The organism is Atopobium sp. ICM42b (genome assembly GCA_000564995.1).
Taxonomy (GTDB): Bacteria; Actinomycetota; Coriobacteriia; order Coriobacteriales; family Atopobiaceae; genus Lancefieldella.
This window is the reverse complement of record JDFH01000003.1, coordinates 1-21993: the sequence shown is the minus strand read 5'-3', so window position 1 is coordinate 21993 and position 21993 is coordinate 1. Positions and strand designations below refer to the sequence as shown.

The window sequence follows — 21993 nt, the reverse complement described above, 5'->3', positions numbered from 1 at the left end:
GTTAAAGCAGTAACGTATGGCGAGAAGATCCGTTGGTCTTCTCGCCATTTTTTTGTTAGATGGTTGATTTGAGCCAATTTAGTTTGCAGGTGAGCAGCTTGTGATCGGGCTCAAGAGAGGGATTCTTGATTCTTTTAAGGAGCATCTTGCAAGCGGCGTAGCCCTCTTCATAGACAGGCTCGACAATGGTTGAGATGCTTTTAACGGGCAGGTCAGTCCAATCGGTGTTATTGAATCCCAACAGGCCAACTTGCTTTGGAATTACTGTCTCGTAGGATTGCAAGGCATTATAAACACTTTTAAGAGCCCATTGATTTGGCACAAATACCAGTGTTTTCTTTGACGGAAGAATGTGATTATTGAGCCATTGCGTGATGTCAGAGATAGACAGCGTGCTTTGCTCCATGGTGAGACGCTCATGAGGTTTATTTAAGGCCTCTAAAGCATCAGTGAAGCCAGATTCTCGTTCAATTCTGGTACGACCTTTTGGCTCTCCACCAATGATTAAAAAGTTTTCGTATCCGCGTTCAACACAATGCGTCGCTGCAGAATAAACGCCGTCGTAGAGGTTACTTTTTATCCAGGAAGTATTAAGGGCAAGAAGGTCGCAGTCAAAATAGACAACGGGCTTTCCAACTTTAGCAATTCGTCTATCTACCGCTCTGAACTGATTGGTGGGCTGAATAAGCATGCCATCTGCTCCAATTGAAAGCATTTTCTCAACCCAGTCAGCTTCAAGCGTGGGGTCAAAACGAGAGTTGCAAATAATTGTCTGATAGCCAGCCTCAAGAGCCGCATCTTCAATACCGTTAGTCATTTGAGCTGCCCAGGCATTAGTGTTGTCTAGGATGAGAACAGCAATAATTCCAGAGCTCTTTTTAACCATGGCTTGAGCTTGGGCGCTTGGAATATATCCCGTATTTTCGATTGCTTTTTTGATACGTTGCTTAGTTGCTTCGGACATCTTTTCAAAGTGTCCGTTAAGGTAATTTGAAACGGTGGCAATAGAAACATCTGCTAATTTTGCAAGGTCAATGATAGTGGTCTTAGACATTGGCGCTCATTTCACCGAAATTTTTACAATGTACTTGCAAAATACCAACGTTAGTGAGTGTGCTGGATTCTACGTTGGTTAAACGTTTAACAAAATTCATCATAACACAAGGTAGATTAGACGTTTACCGAAATCCTCTTTTAAAAAAGATTGAAACAATGCAAAGTATGAGTTGGAAACGTACGTCGTCAAAAGACGTGCTCGTGCGCCCCGCATAGGGGCTCACAACTTACTTTGCGAGAGGACATAACCATGAACGTCGTTGCTGTATGCGCTTGCACGGTTGGAATTGCTCACACCTGGATGGCAAAAGAGGCCATTGAGAAAGAATGTGAGCGTCGCGGCTATGAATTCAAGGTAGAGGCTCAAGGCGGTTATGGCATTGAGAACGAGCTTGAGCAGGACGAAGTTGACGCTGCCGACGTTGTTCTTCTCGCCATTGCAATTGGCATCGAAGGCGACGAGCGTTTTGACGAGAAACGCGATGAGGGTCGTGTTCTTACGCTGGACCCATCGCTGGCTATTGCAGATCCAGCAAAGGTTATTGATCAGGTAGTTGCGCTAGCTGAGTAGCAAGCGCGTAAGTGATAACGCAAGGAAGAAGAGAGGAGAAACCCATGGCAGAGGAAAAGAGTCCCTCAGTTTTGGGCAAGGTCGGCAAAGACCTTCTAAAGGCGTTTAACACTGGTGTTTCGTACTTTATTCCTATTGTCGTAGTTGGCGGAGTCTTCCTGGCCTTCTCGCTAGCTACAGGAACTGCAGGAAAAGATGGTATTGAAGTCACCAATCCTTTGATGCAGAGTCTCAACCTTATTGGTATGGCTGGCATCAAGATGATGATTCCTGTCCTTGCTGCTTACATTGCCTATTCTTTGGGCGGAAAGCCTGCTCTGGCACCTGGCTTTGTCCTTGGTTACCTGGCAAGCAATCCTGTTCCTGTAGGTGGGGTTCAGGTTTCTACTGGCTTCTTGGGCGCAATGGTCCTCGGCGTTGCCGCTGGTTACCTTGTTCAGTGGATGAAGTCCTGGAAGGTCAATAGCACCATCCGCACCATCATGCCAATTCTGATTATCCCAAGTTTGTCTTCACTGGCTCTTGGTATGCTCTACATCTACGTTTTGGCAGCTCCACTTGGTGCATTCATGGACTGGCTGACCAGCCTGCTTTCAAGCCTTCAGGGTGGTTCTGCAGTCGTACTCGGCATCGTAATTGGCCTCATGACCGCATTTGATATGGGTGGCCCAGTTAACAAGACTGCTTCTACCTTTACCATGGCTCTTATGACCGCAGGTGTTTATGGTCCTAACGGCGCATTCCGTGTTGCAGTTGCTATTCCTCCACTGGTCTGCGGTGTTGCTTCTCTTATTGCTCGCAGCAAGTTTGACGACACTGATAGGCAGATGGGTATCTCTGCTGTCTTCATGGGACTCATTGGTATTACTGAGGGCGCAATTCCCTTTGCTGTTAAGGATCTTGCACACACCCTTCCTGCAATCATGATTGGTTCTGCAGTTGGTGCTGGTCTTGCTGCTTGGCACGGTATTGAGTGCTTTGTTCCTCACGGTGGCATGATTGTTGCTGCAGCTACAAATAACATTGCCCTCTACACCCTTGATATGGCAATTGGCGTTGCAGTGGGTGTTGCAATCCTTGTTCTTACCAAGCCAAAGCTTGAGGACAACAAGGAACACACGGCGAGAAACGCATGTACCTTTTAGTCTTAGACCTTAAAAATTGAAGTTAAAAGGAGAGGGGCGTAGGGATTCAACCCCCACGCCCTTCTTATTACCAAGAAACACTCTTGGGAAGGGGTAATTATGGAAAAGCTACCAATCAAAAAAGCTGTTGAAGGGTTGCTTAAACTTCAAGACACAGGAAAGTCCGCCACGCTGTTAGGAATTGGACCAATGTCGCCCAACCTGCTCCAGGCAGCTTTTGAACTTGGTAGGGACTGCGATTTTCCTCTGATGTTTATTGCATCTCGAAACCAGGTTGACCTTGATGAACTTGGTGGGGGATACGTAAATTCTTGGGATCAGAAGCGTTTCTCGGATGATATTGCTGAAGCAGCTCAGAAGGTTGGCTTTGACGGTCTGTATTACCTCTGCCGCGACCACGGCGGTCCTTGGCAGCGTGACGAGGAACGCAACGCTCACCTTCCAGAAGATGAGGCTATGGAGCTTGCCAAGAAGTCTTATCTTGCCGACATGCTTAACGGTTTTGACCTGCTGATGATTGACCCAACAAAAGATCCTTTTGAGATTGGCAAGGTTATTCCGCTTGATGTGGTTCTTCGCCGTACAGTTGATTTGATTGAGTGGTGCGAGAAGGAGCGTGTTTCTCGCGGTCTTCCCGAGATTGGTTATGAGGTTGGTACCGAGGAAACAAATGGTGGCTTGACCTCTACCGACAAGTATCACACCTTCATTGAGCAGCTTAAGAGCGAGCTGACCGCTAAGGGTCTGCCTATGCCAACCTTTATTGTTGGACAAACCGGAACGCTTACCCGCCTTACTGAGCAGGTTGGTCACTACGATTTTGAGGCTGCTATTAGCCTTGCCGAGATGGCCAAGAGCTACGGTGTTGGTCTTAAGGAGCACAATGCAGACTACCTTGATGACGTGACGCTGCTTGAGCATACTCCTGCAAATGTCACCGCTTCAAACGTAGCTCCACAGTATGGAACAGAGGAGACTCGCGCATATCTGAAGCTTTGCGATGTAGAGGATCTTCTGGTTAAAGAAGGTCTCCTGAAAGCAGACGAGGTCTCTGGCTTGAGAAACACCCTGTTGGTCAAGGCAATTGAGACTGAGCGTTGGCGCAAGTGGATGGTGGGTGACCAGGTCAATCTGACTGTTGAGCAGATTCTTGCTGATCATAAACTGTCGCTGGATATTCTTGATATTTCTGGTCACTACGCATTCAATGATGACGAGGTCAAGGCCGCAACTGAACACCTGTACAAGAACCTTGCTCAGTTCAACATTGATGGACAGCGTTTTGTTGTTGACCACATCAAGCGCCCTCTTCGCCAGTATGTTGAGTGCTATAGGCTTGAGGGAGTTACTACACGCATCCGTGAGGCACTGGCAGAGTAAGCGCTCGTGCTCTTACCGTTGTAACGCCTTTGCTGCCCAATTTTGGACAGATAGCTGACAAACCTAAGAGGTCGAAGGCTTTTTGCTTTCGACCTCTTTTCTTGTGCGATGTATCATAGAGAACAATAGTTACAAAAACGACGCTAAGGAGCGGCATGGCCGAAAACAACGAGCGCAAAGATGGAGTTTCTCCCCAGCTTGATATGCTCTCAACTGAGCTGCTTGGAGATGCGTTTGACCTGCTTGCAGATGGCCAATCACTCAACGTTTTGCTTGTAGTTGAGGATGCAGCAGGCACGGTTGCAAGCTATGAGTTCTCCGATGACGGCCCAGAGGAGCTGCTTGAGGGCGCCCATAAGCGCGTGCTTGACCTGGCAAAACAGAAGGGCGATAAAGAAGCAGGGCTCGAAGAGCCTGTTCGCTATGCGCTTGTATATGAGGGAGCCATTCAACTGATCAAAGAGGGCGGTTACGAAGATGCTGTGCTTCTTGAGTTTGGCGAGAAGGGCTATAAGAGTTTCTCGGCATATTCTTTAGTTCACGGAAAAGGCCAAGGTGACCAGTTTGTGTGGTCTGATCCCGCTCCAGCAGGGGAGCTTGAGCCACTTCTGTAATGAAAAAGCTGCGTTCATTGAAATTTCTGGGCGCTCTAGGCACGCAATTGCACTAAAGTTCTAAAGCTGATAAAAATTGGACCTGAAGTAGCAAGTCCAAACACATACCTTCGAGAGATAGAGACTTATGCGTCAAGACAACATCAGAAATATTGCTATCATCGCCCACGTTGACCACGGTAAAACCACCATGGTTGACCAGATGCTTAAGGCAACCGATGCATTCCGCGAGAACCAGCAGGTTCAAGAGAGAATTCTGGACTCCAACGATCAGGAGCGTGAGCGCGGAATTACTATTCTGGCAAAGAATATCTCTATTGAGTACAAGGGCGTCAAGATCAACGTTATTGATACCCCTGGCCATGCCGACTTCGGCGGCGAGGTAGAGCGCGTTTTGAAGATGGCTGACGGTGCACTTCTGTTGGTTGACGCAGCCGAGGGCCCTATGCCACAGACTCGCTTTGTTCTGCGTCACGCCATCGACGCAGGCCTTTCTATCATGATGGTTGTCAACAAGATTGACCGTGACGGCGCTCGTCCAGAGGCTGTTGTTAACGATTCTCTTGATCTGATGATGGACCTCGGCGCAACTGATGAGCAGCTTGAGTTCACCATGGAGCACGTCATCTTTGCTTCTGGCGTTAATGGTTACGCTCGCCTTGATCCAAATGATGACAACGACAACATGTTCCCACTTCTCGACATGATTATCGAAGGTCTGCCAGCTCCAGATGTTGATATTGAAGGACCTCTTGCTATGCAGTGCGTCACCATCGACCACTCTGATTACCTGGGCCGCATTGGAATTGGTCGTGTCTATTCCGGAACTGTTCATACCGGCGATAAGATTCTTGTTGTCAAAAACGACGGTTCCCGCGCTATGAGCCAGGTCAAGCAGCTGTTCACCTTTGACTACCTTGGCCGTAAGGAGTGCAGCGAGGTTGACGCAGGTGATATTGCAGCAATCGTTGGCGTTGATAACACTGATATTGGTGACGTCTACACTGATCCAGAGAACCCTGTTGAGCTGGACCCAATTGAGATTGATCCACCAACTCTTTCCATTATTTTTGAGCCTTCTACCTCGCCACTTGTTGGCCGTGAGGGAGACATTGTTGGTGGCCGTCAGCTTAAAGAGCGCTTGATGACAGAGCGCGAGAATAACGTCACCATGCGCATCGAGGAGCTTCCTGATAAGACGGGTATTGAGGTTTCTGGTCGTGGTATTTTGCACCTCTCTGTTCTTATGGAGAGCATGCGCCGTGAGGGCTTCGAATTCCAGGTTGGTCGTCCTCGCGTTCTGTTCAAGAAGGATGCTCAGGGCCACACGCTTGAGCCTATTGAGCAGGCTGTTGTTGAGTGCAACCCAGAGTATGCTGGCAAGGTCATAGAGGTCTTTGGTAACGTTGGTGGCACCATGTCCATCATGGACACTGGCGAGACTCAGACGCACCTTGAGTTCAAGATTCCAACCCGCGGCATCATGGGTCTCAAGACGCGCGTCATGAACGTTACTCACGGTGACGCTGTCTTCTACCACACCTTCCTTGAGTACGGTCCTTTTGCAGGTGATATTGGTAGCCGCCAGAACGGCGCCATGATTTCCATGTCCACCGAGAAGGCTGTTGCATATGCGCTTGGTACCCTTCAAGAGCGCGGCCAGCTCTTTGTTTCTCCAGGTGTTGAGTGCTACGAGGGCATGCTGGTTGGCGAGCGTTCAAGGCCAGGCGACATGGTTGTTAACATTGCACGCACCAAGTCTTTGGGCAACCAGAGGTCTTCAACTGCAGATATTTCAGTTCAGTTGACTCCTCCACGCCTGTTTACGCTGGAAGAGGCTCTGGAGTACATCATGGACGACGAGCTTGTTGAGATCACGCCACAAAACATCCGCATGCGTAAGCGTATTCTTTCCGAGACTGAGCGCCGTAAGTGGGCAGTCCGTAATGGTATGGTCAAGAAGTAACAGCGTCGTTTACAGATAGCCAATCTGGCGAGAAGAACTTGCGGCTGCAAGGGTTTCTCGCCAGTTTTGTTTTAGGCAGATTTTAAATAAAGTGCTGGTAAACGGTATGTGAGGGCGATGCAAAACCGCCCAAAACCGTCCGATTGTGAGCGAATGCTACTTTGCTGAGCTGTTCTGCTCAGGTTGCTTACCTGGCTTCTGAGCTTTGTGACGAAGCTTGTTAACACTGCGCATTACGTGCGGCGTAAGGTCAACGTCGGCCGGAGAAAGCACGTTGTATTTGAGCGACCAACGCCTCAGGCCAACGGTAACAGCAACGCAGACAACGGCTGCCCAGATTTTGGTGACGCCTACATAAGAGACAAGCGCCCAGTAGGAGGTAGCGCCAGCAACCGCGCAAAACGCGTAGAGATTGCTTCGCTGGAAAATACGAGGGATGTTGCCAAGAAATACATCGCGAAGCATACCGCCACCAACGCCCGTAATGCTTCCCATCAAAACAACCGAGAAGGGAAGCAAGTGATATACCAGGGCTTTATCGGTACCAACGACAGCAAAGAGGCCAACGGAAATAATGTCGGTCCACTCGAGCATGCGAGGGAATCTATCAAGCGGTTCGGGGAACATAAACAGCAAGACAGCGGTAAAAACGGCTGCCGGAATGGCGTAAGGCGAGTTGAGCATGTAGACGCCGCCTTCTTGCATCATGACGTCTCTGATAAGTCCGCCGCCCAGACCACCCAAAAGGCCAAGACCCACAAAGCCCACAAGGTCCAAGTGACGATCTCTTGCAACCAGGATTCCCGAGATTGCACCAATAATTACTGTTAGAAGGTCTAGCCAGTAGGGGATGCTCACAGAAATTGCATCTGTGCCATACGGCGAGAAAATCGGTGGCATCCATACCTCCTACTGGTGTTTTACTTTTTATGAGTATGACAATACTACACAAGTATTAAAAATACACAGAACTTCTCGTTCTATATTGGTGAGAAATCCGCTATACTGTCCCGTGCGGTTTTATATGGAGAGTTGTCCGAGTGGCCGAAGGAGCACGATTGGAAATCGTGTAGGCGTCTAAAGCGTCTCCAGGGTTCAAATCCCTGACTCTCCGCCAGAATTTTCACGGCGCCTACGGGCGCCGTTTCACCCTTCGGAGGGGTGGCAGAGTGGTTGAATGCGGCGGTCTCGAAAACCGTTTACCCCTTCTAGGGGTACGAGGGTTCGAATCCCTCCTCCTCCGCCATTTAACATTTTTATTTGATTAATTGTTACCAATAAAGATATATTTATTTTTCGATTTTATATAGAATGTTTAGGCTTAGTAATTCGATGTCATCTTTTTTGACACGAGGGGAGAGTTAAATGGCTGTTTCAGCAGATGAGTTGAATGGCTACAGGCGCGATCGCTACTTTGCACGCTCCTGGGCACTTCTGACTCTGGAAAAGGGTTGGTGGAAGCCTGTCCTTATTATGGCTCTGTTTGGTCTTATTCCAGTTGTCGGAATTCTTGCACTTGTTGGCTATGCACTTGAGACTGCACGCGTAACTGCATGGGGCATCAATGCTGGTCCAAAGCAGAAAGACCTTAAGTTTGGTACCTATATCGTTACCGGCTTCAAGGCAGTTGTTATTGCACTTGCATTTGGTCTGGCATACAGCATTGCAACGGGAATTCTTTCTTTCATTCCAGTTATCAATCTGATTCTTATTCCAGTCTTCATTGTTGCAGCATTTGTTTATCCACTGTGCATCAATGTTGTTCAGGTCCGCGCATCAGTTTATGGTCGCATCTCTGCAGGTTTTGCTTTTAAGAACATCTTTGAGATGATCAAGCACGACATGGGCGGTCTGTTCCGTATCTTTGGTATGGGCATTGTACTTGGCATTGTTACCTCTATCATTATGGGAATCATTGGTGGTAGCGCTGCAATTAGTATGTTCGTTAACATTGGTGCTCAGGCTATGGCCATTGCAAGAACTCAGAATATTTCCAGCCAGAACCAGCTTGGTCTTGTCGTGCTTGCTCTTCTTGCACGCGGCTTCATTCAGATGGGACCAATCTTCCTGGTTATTGGCTATATTGGTCACGTTGTTGGTCTTATCGTTATGCTTCTTATGCAGAACGCAATCGCTCTTTGGATGCGTCAGTTCAACGTTCCTGCATGGGGACAGAGCAATGATCCACTGCCACCATTCATTAACGATCCACGTGATGGCGCAGCTGCTACGTATGCTGCTCCAGCACCAGTGGCTCCAACCGCTCCAGCAGCAGCCGCTCCTGCAGTAGCACCAGTTGCTGTTCCTGTTGCAGCACCAGTAGCAACCCCAGCTCCTGCAGCACCTGCAGCTCCTGCAGCACCTGCAGCTCCTGCTGCTCCAGCTGAGCCTGTTGCGGCTCCAGTAGCACCTGCTGCACCAGTGGCTCCTGTCGCTCCAGCTGCACCTGCTGCACCAGTGGCTCCTGTCGCTCCAGCTGCACCTGCTGCACCAGTGGCTCCTGCTGCTCCAGCAGCACCTGCAGCACCTGTTGCACCTGCGGCACCAGTCGCACCTGTTGCTCCAGCAGCACCTGTGGCTCCAGAGGTTCCTGTCGCTCCCGCAGCTCCAGAGCCTGCACCTGCTTCGACTGTTGTTGTTGAGCCAATTATCCCAACAACTCCAGAGGCTCCTGAGGCACCAGCTGCTCCAGCAGACGCACCAACTCAGAATCCTGAGGGACCTGCAGCTCAGTAAAGTAGAGCACATATAAAAGAGACGGCCATCATGCAGATTGTGTGATGGTCGTTTTTCTTTTTCAATCCCATGTTTTTAAAATTGTGCGAGTGACCATGCCTTGGAAAGATTCGCGTCAGATAGTTGCAAGACTAGAGGCAAATTACTGACAAATTGCCAATTTAAGCTTTATATGTGGACTGCATGTGAGAAAGTTTGTGGGTCAGTTTCGTATTTGAGCATTTATGTGGTATGATGCTTGGTCGAACTTTCCTGCTTCGGGTGCACCTTCACTTCCCGAAGCCATTAGCCCAGAGGAGGTGACAATATGAAGGCCTATGAACTGCTGTTTTTTGTTGACCCAGCTTCCACCGAGGAAGTCCGCGCTGGTGTAATGAAGCGTATTGACGTTGCTATCACCACTGACGGCGGAGTAGTCGACAGCGTCGAGGATTGGGGTAAGCGTAAGCTTGCTTTTGAGATCGACGATCTTACCGAGGGTGACTATACCCTCATCAATTTCCATGCAGATCCAACGCAGATTGCAGAGCTCGATCGAGTCCTGCGAATCAATGATGCTGTTAAGCGTCACATGATCGTGCGTCGAGTCGATAAGGACTAAGTCCTTGTAATGGAAAAGTGGAATTATTCCACGATGAGAGGTAGTGAGATTTATGAGTATTAACAGGGTTAACATTTCGGGCAACCTGACCCGTGACCCGGAGCTTCGCTCCACAGCAGGCGGTACCCAGATTCTATCCTTCGGCGTTGCGGTTAACGATCGTCGCAGGAACCAGCAGACCGGTGAGTGGGAAGATGTTCCCAATTTCGTTGACTGCGTAGTATTTGGACAGCGTGCTGAAGCACTTTCCCGCTTCCTCTCCAAGGGTTCGAAGGTTGCTATTGAAGGCAAACTTCGATTCAGCTCCTGGGAGACGAAGGAAGGACAGCGTCGCAGCAAGCTTGAGGTTGTTGTTGATGAGGTCGAGTTCCTTTCTAGGAATCAGCAGGGTGGAGCCCCTATGTCACAGGGTGCACCATCTTATGCAGCTCCAACTCCACAGGCACCCGCTCCCGTTCCGGCTCCGCCAGACGAGGAGTTCTACGATGCTGATATTCCGTTTTAAACGTCAGACAGCAACACAGACGTTACTGTCATCTGAAAGGTAAAAGACATGGCTCAGCAGAAACAAGATTTCCAGCGCCAGCCGCGTCGCAAGTATTGCCAGTTCTGCAAGGAGGAGACTGAGTTCATCGATTACAAAGATACTCAGCTTCTTCGTAAGTACATGACCGACCGTGGCAAGATTAAGCCTCGTCGCGTCACTGGCACCTGCACGCAGCACCAGCACGACATTGCACTTGCTATCAAGCGCGCACGCGAGATGGCACTTCTGCCCTACACTGTCCCTGTGGTTTCCAGCCGCGGTGGCCGTAGTCGCGGATAACCTATCTGTTCTTCAGGTAGAGTTGGTTAGCAATGGATAGACCGAATTCAAATATTCCTCAGGCACCTGAAGGGTATTCTCGCCCAGAGAGTAGCCCACAGAATTTTGCTGGTCCAAGCAACCAAAACGGAGGCAAGCCGCGTCCGTTTGAAGCTCCAACCTACAAGCAAGGCTTTGTTCTTTGCGTTGTTGGCGGAGTAATTACCGGACTCCTTTCTTTTATTGGAGCAGCTTTGGTTGCGTATGGCATGGTAATTGCTGTCTATTGCAAAAAAGGGCACGGATGGTTTGGTCCTGCTATTACTTCAGTACTTGTTACGGGTGTAGCAGCTTATTTGCTCTCGGGACCAACGGAGGCGGCTACTTCAGTTACCGCTTGTGCACTTGCTCTTGGAGTTGGCTACGCTTTTGCAACAGAGAAACTCACCGTTGGTGTTGGATCTCTTCTTGTAGGAGCAACGGCTTTGGCACTTCTGGGATACGACGCGTTCTTTGCCGCAATGGCAGGAACAACTCTTCCCGAGCTTGCTCAGAACGTATTTAATCAATACGCCTCGCAGGTCTCAGGTGCTTCTCCAGAGATCCAAGAAGGTCTTTCAACAGCAAAGGCACTCTTTATGCTCTTTTGGCCAACCAGCTATACCGGCATGGCGCTTTTATATTTTGTAATTGCGCGTTTTGGAGCTCGAACAGTGTATAAAGCACTGACAAGAGACCCACAGAAATTACCACAGTTCCAACTGATGGACGTTCCATTTTGGATGTGTGTTCTTACCGTGGCCAACTTGTTTGTGTATGCACTTTCAAGCACCATTTTGCCTGCACAAGACATACTTCAGCTTATTACGTTGAATGTGTTTATGGCTCTTAGGGTTGTGTTTGCTCTTCAGGGCCTTGCGGTGCTCACATGGTTTGTGCGCGAGAAGCACTTCTCGCCAGCACTTTCTCTGTCACTGTTTGTATTGGCAGGCATGTTAGAAGTTCAGTTAGGCGTTATGGCTCTCGTAGGACTTATTGACGTCTGGGCAAACTTCCGAAAGCTTAATCGCTTAGGAAGCCAGGATTCAGAGTCCACGATAAACAACAACTAGTCGATACCATCGACTCATCAAAGGAGTTTCCCATGAAAGTTATTCTCTTGGGCGAGCTTCGCGGTAAGGGCGGCGAAGGCGACATCGTAGAGGTCGCACAGGGTTATGCGGAGAACTTCCTGTTCCCCAACAAGATTGCCCAGCCTGCTACACCGGGTAACATCAAGCAGCTTGAGGAGCGTCGTCACAATATCGCTAAGCGCGAAGAGCAGCGTATTGCTGACGCAAATGCTACCAAGGCAGCTCTTGATGGCAAGCTCGTAACTGTTGACGCTCGCATTGGCGAGGAGGGCCAGCTCTTTGGCTCCGTCACCACCGCTCAGATTGCTGACGCAATCGAGGCACAGCTCAACGTCACCGTTGATCGTAAGCGCATTGCTCGTAGCGCTGCTATCAAGACCGCTGGTCGCCACAATGTCACCATTGAGCTTTACCGTGACATTACCGCAACCGTCGTTGTTCTTGTTGGCGAGGACGATGCTGCTCCTGCAGAGGAGGAGACCGAGGAGGTCGCCGCTGAGGCAACCGTCGAGGTTGAGGTTGAGTCCGCAGAGTAGTTTTATGCATGCATAAAACACTGTTCTCCTGCATTTTTTGGTGGTTTATACAATTTCTGCAGTTTTCTACAGATTTGTAAGCTTTTATAAAAAGCAAGGCCATCTTAAAAGAATGGAATGTTTGTTCGAACCACCCCTTTGTGAAACATAACAAAGGGGTGGTCTTTTTATGTGTAGACTGAACGGTATATTTTCTTATACTCTACCTGCGGTTATTCAAAATGTTATGTAAAACATATTCACTTAACCTGCGGAATTGTAATTTGATTTGTATAACTGCAGATAAGCAATTGTGTAGAAAATACCACGTGTCGAAAAAAGTCCAAAAAATGTTGAAAACGTTGAAAACTCAAGGAAATCCCGCTCAGGGTATGCGAGTTTTGGAAAATCGTGTTGAAGACTTAACTTTTCGAATTTTGCAAGCCAAAATGACTCTTTATTTTTTTGAAAAGTACACTACTATTCAGATTCATTCCCAAAAAATATGATTGGAAAAGACGATGGCACAAGACTCGTTTGAGATGAATCCTACGCAATTGACGGCCCTAGAGAACGCCTCTATGCCACAAGATTCTGATGCCGAGTTTTCCATTCTTTCTGCAATGATTCTTTCGGAAGAAATCAGAGGAGAGTGCCTCATTAGGCTTTCTTCCGAGGATTTCTATATTCCATCCAATCAAATTATTTTTGAAGCAATTAAGTCTCTGTTTGACAATAACAAGCCAGTAGATGTCATTTCGCTTGCAGACCACCTTAAGAGTAACGGCAAGTTTGAGCGCGCTGGAGGAGCTGTCCGTTTAGCAGAGCTTGGAAACAACCCACTTGCTATGGTTGGTTGGGAAAACCACGCCGTTATGCTGCACCGTGATACTACGCTCAGAAAGATGATTAGTGCTTCTGCAAAGATTTCTGCGCTTGCCTACAACGCTCCAGAAGATACAAAAGAAGTAGTTGACCAGGCAGAGAAGCTCATTTTTGATGTAACCAACAGAGATGTTCAGCAGTCTGAGCAGGGCATTGAAGACATCATGACTGATCTCTTTGAAGAGCTTCAGCAAAATGCTGGTAAAGATGCGTCGGAGTTGGGTGTCCAAACTGGATTTGCAACCCTAGATAACCTTTTCCAAGGTCTTCGTCCTGGTCAGATGGTTGTTATCGGCGCTCGTCCTGGTGTTGGTAAGACTTCTTTTGCTCTCAGCATGGCTTATAACGCTGCAGTTTCCGGTGCAACTGTTGCGCTCTTCTCGCTTGAGATGAGCAAGATTGAGATTGCGCAGAGGCTGTTGGCTTCTGAATCAAAGGTTGATTTGCAGACCATCCGTTCTTCCAACATCAGAAATGAGCAGTGGCCTACCCTTCTGGAGGCAGCAGAGCGCATTTCTCGCCTTAAAATCATCGTTGACGATACTCCGGGCACAACAGTCACAGAAATCCGCGCAAAAGCCCGCAGAATGCTTAATAAGGCCGAGAAGGGCGTCATTATCATCGACTACCTTCAGCTGCTTTCTCCACCAGCCGAGAAGGGCCGTGCGGACAGTCGTGCAACTGAGGTTTCCGAGATGTCTCGTGGCATTAAGATTATGGCTAAAGACCTCAAGGCACCTGTTATTGCACTCTCTCAGCTTAACCGTACGCTTGAGAACAGAAACGGCAAGCGTCCACAGCTCTCTGACCTGCGTGAGTCCGGCGCAATCGAGCAGGATGCAGATATTGTTTTGCTGCTTGACCGCTCACTGAGCGATGAAGAAGCCGCACGCGATGACCGTCCTGATAAAGACGTTACCAACATCATTGTTGCAAAGAACCGTGCAGGTGCTCTGAGGGATGTTCCTGTTATGTTTATGCCAACATCCACCAAGTTTGTTGAGATCTACCAGGGAAATAATTACTCAGAAAGTGAAGCCGCTCAGTACGCTGCGATGGCAAACCCCGCGCATTAATCGTTTCTTATGTGTGACAAAACCTCTGCGCTTCTGTGCTTTTGCGAGCGGTATTAGATATACTTATGAAGCAACCCCTAAAGAGGTTGCAACCGTCATGTAATGGTCGTGTTTGTAGATAGCTGCGATAGGGGAGAACTTATGCCAGCTTCCGTACTTGTTGGTGCTCAGTGGGGAGACGAGGGTAAGGGTAAAGTTACCGACCTCATTTCCGGAGATTTTGACGTTGTTTGCCGTTACGCTGGTGGTGCAAATGCAGGCCACACGGTAATTGCTGGAGACACAAAGCTTGCACTTCACCAGGTTCCATCTGGCGTTATGTACGAGAACACCTATCCAGTTATTGGCAATGGCTGCATTGTTGACCCAGAGGTTCTTCTCGGCGAGATTGATATGCTAGAGAGCAAGGGTATTTCTTGCGACCTGCTTAAGATTTCCGGCAACGCTCACATTGTTATGCCTTATCACAAAGATCTTGACGGCGTCCACGAGAAAAAGCTGGGTAAGAACCTTATTGGTACCACTAAGCGCGGTGTCGGTCCAACGTATATGGACAAGATGAACCGCACTGGCCTGCGTATTCAGGACATGCTTGACGAGAAGATCTTCCGCAAGAAGCTTGAAGCTGCACTTGAGTACACCAATCCAATCTTGAGCCTTGTGTATGGCCTTCCAACCTATACCGTTGACCAAATTTGCGAGACCTATCTGCCTTATGCAGATCGCATTCGTCCTTACATTGTTGAGTCTTCTCTCTTCCTCAACGAAGAGCTTGAGGCTGGTAAGAACATTCTCTTCGAGGGTGCTCAGGCAACCATGCTTGATATTGACCACGGCACCTATCCATTTGTTACCTCTTCTAGCTGCACTGCTGGTGGCGCAGTAACTGGTTCTGGCGTTGGTCCAACCAACATTGACCGCGTCCTGGGCATTGCAAAGGCATACCTCACACGCGTTGGCTCTGGTCCATTCCCAACAGAGCTCTTTGACGAGACGGGCGATCTTCTCGGCGAAGTTGGCCATGAGTATGGTGTAACTACTGGCCGTAAACGTCGCTGCGGCTGGTACGACGCAGTAGTTGTTAACTACGCGGCTCGTATCAATGGCCTCACTGACCTGGCAATTACCAAGCTTGACGTTCTTGGCTGCCTGGATGAGATTAAGGTATGCGTTGCTTATGAGTGCGACGGCAAGATTTACAAGACCGTCCCAGAGCACCAGAGCGTCTTCTATCACGCAAAGCCTGTGTACGAGACTCTTCCTGGTTGGAAGTGCGACATCTCTAACGTTCGTAACTTCTACCAGCTGCCTCGTGAGGCTAAGGACTACATTGATTTCCTGGAGCAACTTGCTGGTGTACGCGTTTCTATCATCACCGTTGGTCCAGATCGCGAGCAGACAATCGACCGCTACTGGAGGTAACCCGTGGCGTCTTCGGACTGCTCAACTTTTGCAATAGTTTGCGATAACCCCTGTGGGCTTGAAGCTTCCCAGCTTGAAGCCCTGGGGGTTTCTGTAATACCTGGAGCTCTAAATTCAGATGCTGATCAGGTGGGCGAGTTTTACCGAGGTATTTTTGAGTCAGGAGTTCAAAAGATTCTCTCGCTTCATGTGTATGCAGATTTTTCTGACTCGCTTCTTACGGCAAAAAAGGCTTGTCAGAACAATCCTGACATCTCAAGCTCAATTTTCCTGGTAGATAGCGGAAATATGCCCACTGCTATGGGGATCATGCTTGAGCGCTTAAGTGCGGCAAGAAAGTCTGGAGCTTCATTTGAAGCTGCTTGCGCGTATGCACAAGAGCTGGCTGAGGTAGTTGCCACAATGTACATTGCAATGAACAAGGTCGTCCTTCATAAAAGCAAGGACAAGCATCCGAGGCTTTCTTTAAGACTTCGACTTGAGCGTTTGCATAGGCGCATCTCAAACGATATGTATTTGTATCGTTTGGTTGGCGGAAAATGTACAGAGGTGGCTCGTTCATCGGATTTTACCGATCTAGCAGCAAGAATTTCTCGTCTTATGAGTGCTTGTTTTGTAAAGCGCGGCGAGCTCAAATATGTAGTGATTTCAAGTGGCGAGAAACGCATAGAAAAGCATCTCAAAAAGCCGCTTAAAACCAACGAATATGATGCAGAATGTATTGCAGAAAGACTTGCTTCCCCTGAGTTTAAAAAACATCTTGGAGAAGGCGCTGTTGGCGTTGCTTGTATCCCAAAGGCGTTGTATCAGAAGGCTGGAGTACTTATGAATGACACCGTTGATATTTTGTTGCTCGGCGCAGGTGGTCGTGAGCACGCTCTCTTAACTAAGCTGCAGGAATCGCCTCGTGCAGGAAAAATTTACGTTGCTCCAGGTAATGGCGGCATGGCTGCCCAGGCAGAGATTGCTCCTATTGATCAAAATAACCCTGACGAGGTTGTTGCTTTTGCCAAGGAAAAAGGCATTAACCTGGTAGTTATTGGCCCTGAAGCACCTCTTGTTGTGGGTGTTGCAGACGCTGTTCGTCAGGTCGGTATTGCATGCTTTGGCCCTAATCAGAATGCAGCGCAGATGGAGGGCTCAAAGGCGTTTGCCAAGGGCGTTATGGAGCGAGCAAACGTTCCAACTGCTGCATGGAAGTCTTTCACAGACCAGGCGTCTTGCGAGGCGTATGTTCGCCATATCGGTGCACCTGTTGTTGTTAAGGCAGACGGTCTTGCTGCAGGTAAGGGCGTTATTGTTGCAACTGAGCTTGAACAGGCCCTCGAAGGTGTTCGCGAGTGTTTTTCCGGTCACTTTGGCGATGCAGGAGCAACCGTTGTTGTTGAGGAGTTCCTTGAGGGGCCAGAGTGTTCGCTGCTTGCGCTCACTGATGGAACGTACGTTGTTCCGCTGGCAACAGCCCAGGATCACAAGCGCGCTTACGACGACGATAAGGGACCTAACACCGGTGGAATGGGCGGCTATTCTCCTGTTCCTTTTGTGACCAATGAAGAACTTTCCCAGATGATAGCCATTGAGCAGCGCGTTGTTGACCAGCTCAAAAAAGAGGGTATCAACTATTCTGGCTGCCTTTACGGCGGATTTATGCTGACCAAAGACGGCCCTAAGGTTCTTGAATTTAATGCTCGCTTTGGCGATCCAGAAACTCAGGTTGTACTGCCTCGCCTCCAGGGCGATTTGGTTTCAATTTTGATGGCTTGCGATAACGGCACCCTCCGTCATCAGCAGGTTTCCTGGTCTGATACGGTAGCTGTTTCTGTTGTTCTGGCAAGTGCTGGATATCCTGGTTCTTACGAAAAGGGCAAGGAGATTACCGGTATTGAGGCTGCTCAGCAGCTTGAGGGCGTTTCTGTGTATCACGCCGGAACTGCTCAGACCGAGGACGGAAAGATTGTCACAGCAGGCGGCCGCGTGCTTAACGTCACTGCGCTTGCACCAACTTTTGAGGAAGCTCGCGCTCGTGCATATGAGGCTTGCGACCTTATCAACTTTGAAGGCAAGCAGCTCAGGCACGATATTGGACTTAAGGCTCTTCAAGGTCGTCCAGAAAAATAGTTAGGTTAGCGCTTATGGCAAATCAAAATGACGAGAAAACCAACGTACAGGATGGTGCTTGGACCAGCGATCAAAGCAGTTCTCAGTTTAGTGATGTGTTTGATGATATGCAGTCTGCTGAGCCAGAGATTCTTGATGCTGACATGCAGGTAACTCCAGAGGTGTTTGATTCTGCTCGCAATGATTTGCACTCGGCAGTTGATTCGCTTACCTACGACGGTGAGCGTGTTGCTGTGGGCGATGCTGCCTACCATCATTCTGGGGAGCCACAAAAGCGCAGCTTTGTTGCAGGTACAGAGGATGCGCGTGATGCCTCTCTAGAAGAGAAGCCACTTTCTGAAGATACCGTTTGGGTTGGTCGCATTTTTGACGTGAATCGTCTGCGTGTCTCTCTTCCTGATGGACGCACTGCTCTTCGTGATGTTGTGCGTCATCCCGGTGCTGTAGCTATTGTTGCATTGACTGATGAGGGTAGAATTTGCCTGGTTCGTCAGTACCGAACTGCGCTTGGTCGCGTAACAGTTGAGCTGCCTGCAGGAAAGCTTGATCCAGGCGAGGATCCTCTTGATTGCGCTCACCGTGAGTTGCTGGAAGAGACCGGAATGAAGGCGGGAAAGATGGCTTTTCTCACCACTACCGCCACTTCTGATGGATTTACTGACGAGCTCATTCACCTTTATATGGCAACTGAGTTGACCTTTGAGGGATCAGACCCAGATGCCGACGAATTTATTAACGTGGATCTTGTTCCACTATCTGAGCTGGTAGATGCTGTTCTCGATGGCAAAATCGAGGACGCAAAGACTATCATTGGAGCTCTTATCTGCGATTCAATTTCACACCGATTGCCTATGGAGTAATTACGCATGCTTGACCGTTCTTCTCGCCCTGTACCTGGTAACAACGCCCCTGGCAAACATCGAAAATCGCTGTTTGCCAGTTTTCTTTCTTATTACGCCCCGCAAAAGCACCTGTTCATTCTGGACACTATCTGCGCCATCATTTTGGCTTGCATCGAGCTGGCATTCCCTCAAATTCTGCGATCGCTCACAAGGGGACTGTTTACGCAGGGTAAAGATGTCATTCTCGGCAGCTTGGTATTCATTGCTGTTGGTCTTGTCGTGATGTATTTTGTCCACTTTCTGTGCCGCTACTTTGTTATTAGTTGGGGACACATCATGGGCGCCCGCATGGAAAGTAAGATGCGAGAAGATCTGTTTGACGCGTACGAGCGCATGAGTTTCTCGTATTATGATCGCCACAAGACGGGCGACCTGATGAGTCGCCTGGTATCTGACTTGTTCGACATTTCTGAGACGGCGCACCACGGTCCCGAGTATCTGATTATTGGCTTGCTTGAGATTGCTGGCTCTTTTGTTATTCTGACGTTTATCAATGTGCCTCTTACGCTGGTGCTTGCTGGAATTGCCGCCGCGTTAGTGGTGTTCAATTTCTTTGCCAACATGCACATGCGCGGTATTTTTAAAGAGAATCGTATGCGTATTTCCGACGTAAATACCCAGCTAGAAGACTCACTTTCTGGTATTCGCGTGGTTAAGGGCTTTGCGGCAGAAGATCACGAACGTAAGAAATTTAGGGCAAGCAACTCCGCATATTTGGACTCCAAAGCCAACATGTACCACGCAATGGGCAGATATCAGGCTGCTATTTCTGGCATGATGGGCGTTTTGAACACTGTCGTGTTGGTTTTGGGTGGTTGGATGATTGCTCAGGGTCAGATGCAGGCCATTGACCTGGCAACTTATGCGCTCTACATCTCGCTGTTCACCACGCCAATCATGAACATTCTGAACTTTACTGAGACGTTCCAGAAGGGCCTTGCGGGCTTTAAGCGTTTCTCGGAAATTCTTGAGACTCAGCCAGATATTCAAGATGCGCCTGATGCTCACGATATTCAGATTACTGCTGGCGATATCATCTACCAGGACGTTCATTTTTCTTACAACAACGCCGAAGAGGTTATTGATGGCTTGAACCTTCATATTGAGAGCGGAAAAACCGTTGCGCTGGTTGGACCTTCAGGCGGAGGTAAGTCAACTACCTGCGCTTTATTGCCACGCTTCTATGATGTTACAAGCGGAAGCATCACCATTGACGGGCAGGACATTCGCTCCGTTACGCAGCACAGTTTGCGCTCGGCAATTGGTATGGTCCAACAGGACGTGTACCTTTTTGACGGCACCATTGCGGAGAACATTGCATACGGTTGCCCTGAGGCTTCCGCAGCCGACATTGCGCTTGCCGCAAAGCGTGCGAACATCGCTGAGTTTATCGAGTCGTTGCCTGACGGATATGACACGCAGGTAGGACAGCGCGGAACAAGGCTTTCTGGCGGACAAAAGCAGCGCATTTCCATTGCGCGCGTGTTCCTCAAGAACCCTCCACTGCTCATCCTAGACGAGGCTACTTCTGCTTTGGACAACGAGTCCGAACGTGCGGTTCAGGAATCCCTTTCTGAGCTGGCAAAGAATAGAACCACGCTGGTCATTGCTCATCGACTTTCGACAATTATGGGCGCTGATGAGATTATTACCATCGACCACGGCCGTGCAGTTGAGCGTGGAACCCACGATGAGTTGCTAGAAAAGGGCGGAATCTACGCTCATTACTATCAAATGCAGTTTGGTGGTGCGCCAAATCTCGCAAGGCGGTAAAATAGAGCATTAGGTGCTTTGCGAAACGCGGTTTGCAGTTTGCAGTTTGCAAACCGACGGCTCGTAACCAAAGATCAAAAGTCAACGCATTGCATGCTTTGAAAGCGTGTTTATGCAGGTTGAATGAGAGAGCTACATGGCTAAAGATGATGCAGAACGTTCACGCTTCGCGCGTCGCCAGAAGGGCGCGCTTGACGCTGACGCAGCTGAAGAGTTGTTTACCAAGGTAGACGAGACAGGTCATCCTAACGAGGAGCGCGCAGCTCAAGAGCGTGCTCGCAGGCAGGGCGGAGCTGCGGCGGTAGACGTTGACCCGCTCTCGGGATCTGATCCTTCGGGATCAAATATCGAGAAGGTCATTACAAAGACAGCAGTCCTTTTTGTTCTGATTTTCCTGGTAATTGTTGTTCTCATGCAGGTTTCTTGCGGTGTTATTCGCCGAGCCAACACAGCAAATCTAACTGAATCTGTTACGGTACGATCTGTTGCATCCGCATTGCGTGGAGGCGTTGAGTGGGGTAATGGATTCACGCAGTTCCCCGAAGATTTCTCGGTTCAGGAAGCTGACGAGAACACTGGTCGCGTTGAGGTAACGGTTACCGACACCACCTCAAAAGACGTGCTTGAATGCTACGCCGGATCAAGTGTTCAGGCTCAGGCGTTTGCTATTAACGCACTGCTCAACCCACGAATTAATACCGTTGTCTATCACGTCAGTGTTCACAGGAATGATCAGGGCGAGCTTCAGAAATCTCAGCTCTTTGGATTCCTTAAACCCGGCGGAGATGCAACACCTATCTTTACCTTTACGTTCTCAAAGACGCAGTCTTCTGATGGAGTAAATATCACCATGGTCATTACTGGTGCAAACGATACTATTCAGAAAGAGCTGCGAGACCAGATTGCCACGTCATTTACGCCGGTTCGCGTGCTTGGCGGCATCGTTGGTGGAGATTCTTCAACAAAGAAGAACACCACAACTGGAACAACAGGAACCACTGGTACCACTAACACCACAGGTACAAGCGACAGTTCTTCAGGCACTAAGTAGTCTACGGACCTGCAAGCAACAAAGCAAAAGAGTAAAAGAGCCGCTGAAGTCAGCGGCTCTTTTACTTGTGCTGCTGGAAGAGACTTATCGGGAGGTCGGCCCGCCTCAAAATGGTGGCGTGGCGAATGATTTGCACGTTAATTTGACTGAAAGTTATGGAATCGATGTTTTTAAGACGATTGTGGCCCCAAAAAGGTAAAAAAGCCGTTTAGTTGGAAGTTTTAGTCTTTATGCATGACGATTT

At 48.9% G+C, this 21993-nt stretch carries 19 protein-coding genes and 2 tRNA genes; 19 read left to right on the top strand and 2 right to left on the bottom strand.

Going from position 1 to position 21993, the window contains the following annotated elements:
• Window positions 1-55: 55 nt before the first annotated feature.
• Window positions 56-1054 carry a LacI family DNA-binding transcriptional regulator gene (locus HMPREF1493_RS00995; protein WP_035427114.1) on the bottom strand — a complete coding sequence of 333 codons (999 nt, stop codon included), beginning with the start codon at window positions 1052-1054 and terminating at the stop codon, window positions 56-58.
• Between the two features lie 252 nt (window positions 1055-1306).
• On the opposite strand from HMPREF1493_RS00995, the gene HMPREF1493_RS00990 reads away from it, so the two are divergent.
• The 5 genes from HMPREF1493_RS00990 (at window position 1307) to typA (ending at window position 6732) form a co-directional block, all read left to right on the top strand.
• The gene (locus HMPREF1493_RS00990) at window positions 1307-1627 is read left to right on the top strand and encodes a PTS fructose transporter subunit IIB (protein WP_035427112.1); all 321 of its coding nucleotides are present in this window, start codon (window positions 1307-1309) and stop codon (window positions 1625-1627) included.
• A 44-nt stretch (window positions 1628-1671) separates the two neighbouring features.
• A complete protein-coding gene (locus tag HMPREF1493_RS00985) occupies window positions 1672-2772 on the top strand; it encodes a PTS fructose transporter subunit IIC (protein WP_051485205.1) in 1101 nt (366 codons plus the stop codon).
• Between the two features lie 99 nt (window positions 2773-2871).
• On the top strand, window positions 2872-4152 hold the full coding sequence (locus HMPREF1493_RS00980; RefSeq protein WP_035427110.1) for a class II D-tagatose-bisphosphate aldolase non-catalytic subunit: 1281 nt from the start codon (window positions 2872-2874) through the stop codon (window positions 4150-4152).
• Between the two features lie 155 nt (window positions 4153-4307).
• Window positions 4308-4766, top strand: a complete 459-nt coding sequence (locus HMPREF1493_RS00975; protein ID WP_035427108.1) for a hypothetical protein — start codon at window positions 4308-4310, stop codon at window positions 4764-4766.
• Between the two features lie 127 nt (window positions 4767-4893).
• On the top strand, window positions 4894-6732 hold the full coding sequence (gene typA / locus HMPREF1493_RS00970; protein ID WP_035427106.1) for a translational GTPase TypA: 1839 nt from the start codon (window positions 4894-4896) through the stop codon (window positions 6730-6732).
• Between the two features lie 156 nt (window positions 6733-6888).
• Here the strand turns inward: typA and HMPREF1493_RS00965 are convergent, their stop codons facing one another.
• Window positions 6889-7632 carry a trimeric intracellular cation channel family protein gene (locus tag HMPREF1493_RS00965; RefSeq protein ID WP_035427104.1) on the bottom strand — a complete coding sequence of 248 codons (744 nt, stop codon included), beginning with the start codon at window positions 7630-7632 and terminating at the stop codon, window positions 6889-6891.
• 126 nt (window positions 7633-7758) lie between these two features.
• Here HMPREF1493_RS00965 and HMPREF1493_RS00960 point away from each other — a divergent pair.
• From HMPREF1493_RS00960 to HMPREF1493_RS00890, 14 genes are all read left to right on the top strand, one after another.
• Window positions 7759-7849 (top strand) — tRNA-Ser (locus HMPREF1493_RS00960).
• 38 nt (window positions 7850-7887) lie between these two features.
• Window positions 7888-7978, top strand: a tRNA-Ser gene (locus tag HMPREF1493_RS00955).
• 119 nt (window positions 7979-8097) lie between these two features.
• A complete protein-coding gene (locus HMPREF1493_RS07150) occupies window positions 8098-9468 on the top strand; it encodes a DUF4013 domain-containing protein (RefSeq protein ID WP_051485204.1) in 1371 nt (456 codons plus the stop codon).
• Between the two features lie 307 nt (window positions 9469-9775).
• Complete coding sequence (rpsF, locus tag HMPREF1493_RS00945; protein ID WP_035427103.1) at window positions 9776-10069, top strand: 30S ribosomal protein S6; 294 nt, start codon at window positions 9776-9778, stop codon at window positions 10067-10069.
• Between the two features lie 52 nt (window positions 10070-10121).
• Window positions 10122-10574: a single-stranded DNA-binding protein gene (locus HMPREF1493_RS00940; RefSeq protein WP_035427101.1), complete on the top strand. Its 453-nt coding sequence runs from the start codon at window positions 10122-10124 to the stop codon at window positions 10572-10574.
• Between the two features lie 48 nt (window positions 10575-10622).
• The gene (gene rpsR / locus HMPREF1493_RS00935) at window positions 10623-10895 is read left to right on the top strand and encodes a 30S ribosomal protein S18 (RefSeq protein ID WP_012808120.1); all 273 of its coding nucleotides are present in this window, start codon (window positions 10623-10625) and stop codon (window positions 10893-10895) included.
• Between the two features lie 32 nt (window positions 10896-10927).
• Window positions 10928-11986: a DUF2232 domain-containing protein gene (locus tag HMPREF1493_RS00930; protein ID WP_035427098.1), complete on the top strand. Its 1059-nt coding sequence runs from the start codon at window positions 10928-10930 to the stop codon at window positions 11984-11986.
• 32 nt (window positions 11987-12018) lie between these two features.
• On the top strand, window positions 12019-12543 hold the full coding sequence (gene rplI, locus HMPREF1493_RS00925) for a 50S ribosomal protein L9 (RefSeq protein ID WP_035427096.1): 525 nt from the start codon (window positions 12019-12021) through the stop codon (window positions 12541-12543).
• Window positions 12544-13043: 500 nt separating this feature from the next.
• The gene (gene dnaB, locus HMPREF1493_RS00915; protein ID WP_035427093.1) at window positions 13044-14483 is read left to right on the top strand and encodes a replicative DNA helicase; all 1440 of its coding nucleotides are present in this window, start codon (window positions 13044-13046) and stop codon (window positions 14481-14483) included.
• 141 nt (window positions 14484-14624) lie between these two features.
• The gene (locus HMPREF1493_RS00910) at window positions 14625-15905 is read left to right on the top strand and encodes an adenylosuccinate synthase (RefSeq protein WP_035427091.1); all 1281 of its coding nucleotides are present in this window, start codon (window positions 14625-14627) and stop codon (window positions 15903-15905) included.
• A gap of 3 nt (window positions 15906-15908) precedes the next feature.
• Window positions 15909-18023 carry a phosphoribosylamine--glycine ligase gene (purD, locus tag HMPREF1493_RS07160; RefSeq protein ID WP_084058268.1) on the top strand — a complete coding sequence of 705 codons (2115 nt, stop codon included), beginning with the start codon at window positions 15909-15911 and terminating at the stop codon, window positions 18021-18023.
• Window positions 18024-18037: 14 nt separating this feature from the next.
• A complete protein-coding gene (locus HMPREF1493_RS00900) occupies window positions 18038-18883 on the top strand; it encodes an NUDIX domain-containing protein (RefSeq protein ID WP_035427089.1) in 846 nt (281 codons plus the stop codon).
• Window positions 18884-18889: 6 nt separating this feature from the next.
• The gene (locus HMPREF1493_RS00895) at window positions 18890-20698 is read left to right on the top strand and encodes an ABC transporter ATP-binding protein (protein ID WP_232215479.1); all 1809 of its coding nucleotides are present in this window, start codon (window positions 18890-18892) and stop codon (window positions 20696-20698) included.
• Between the two features lie 136 nt (window positions 20699-20834).
• A complete protein-coding gene (locus tag HMPREF1493_RS00890; protein WP_035427088.1) occupies window positions 20835-21749 on the top strand; it encodes a hypothetical protein in 915 nt (304 codons plus the stop codon).
• Window positions 21750-21993 lie beyond the last annotated feature (244 nt).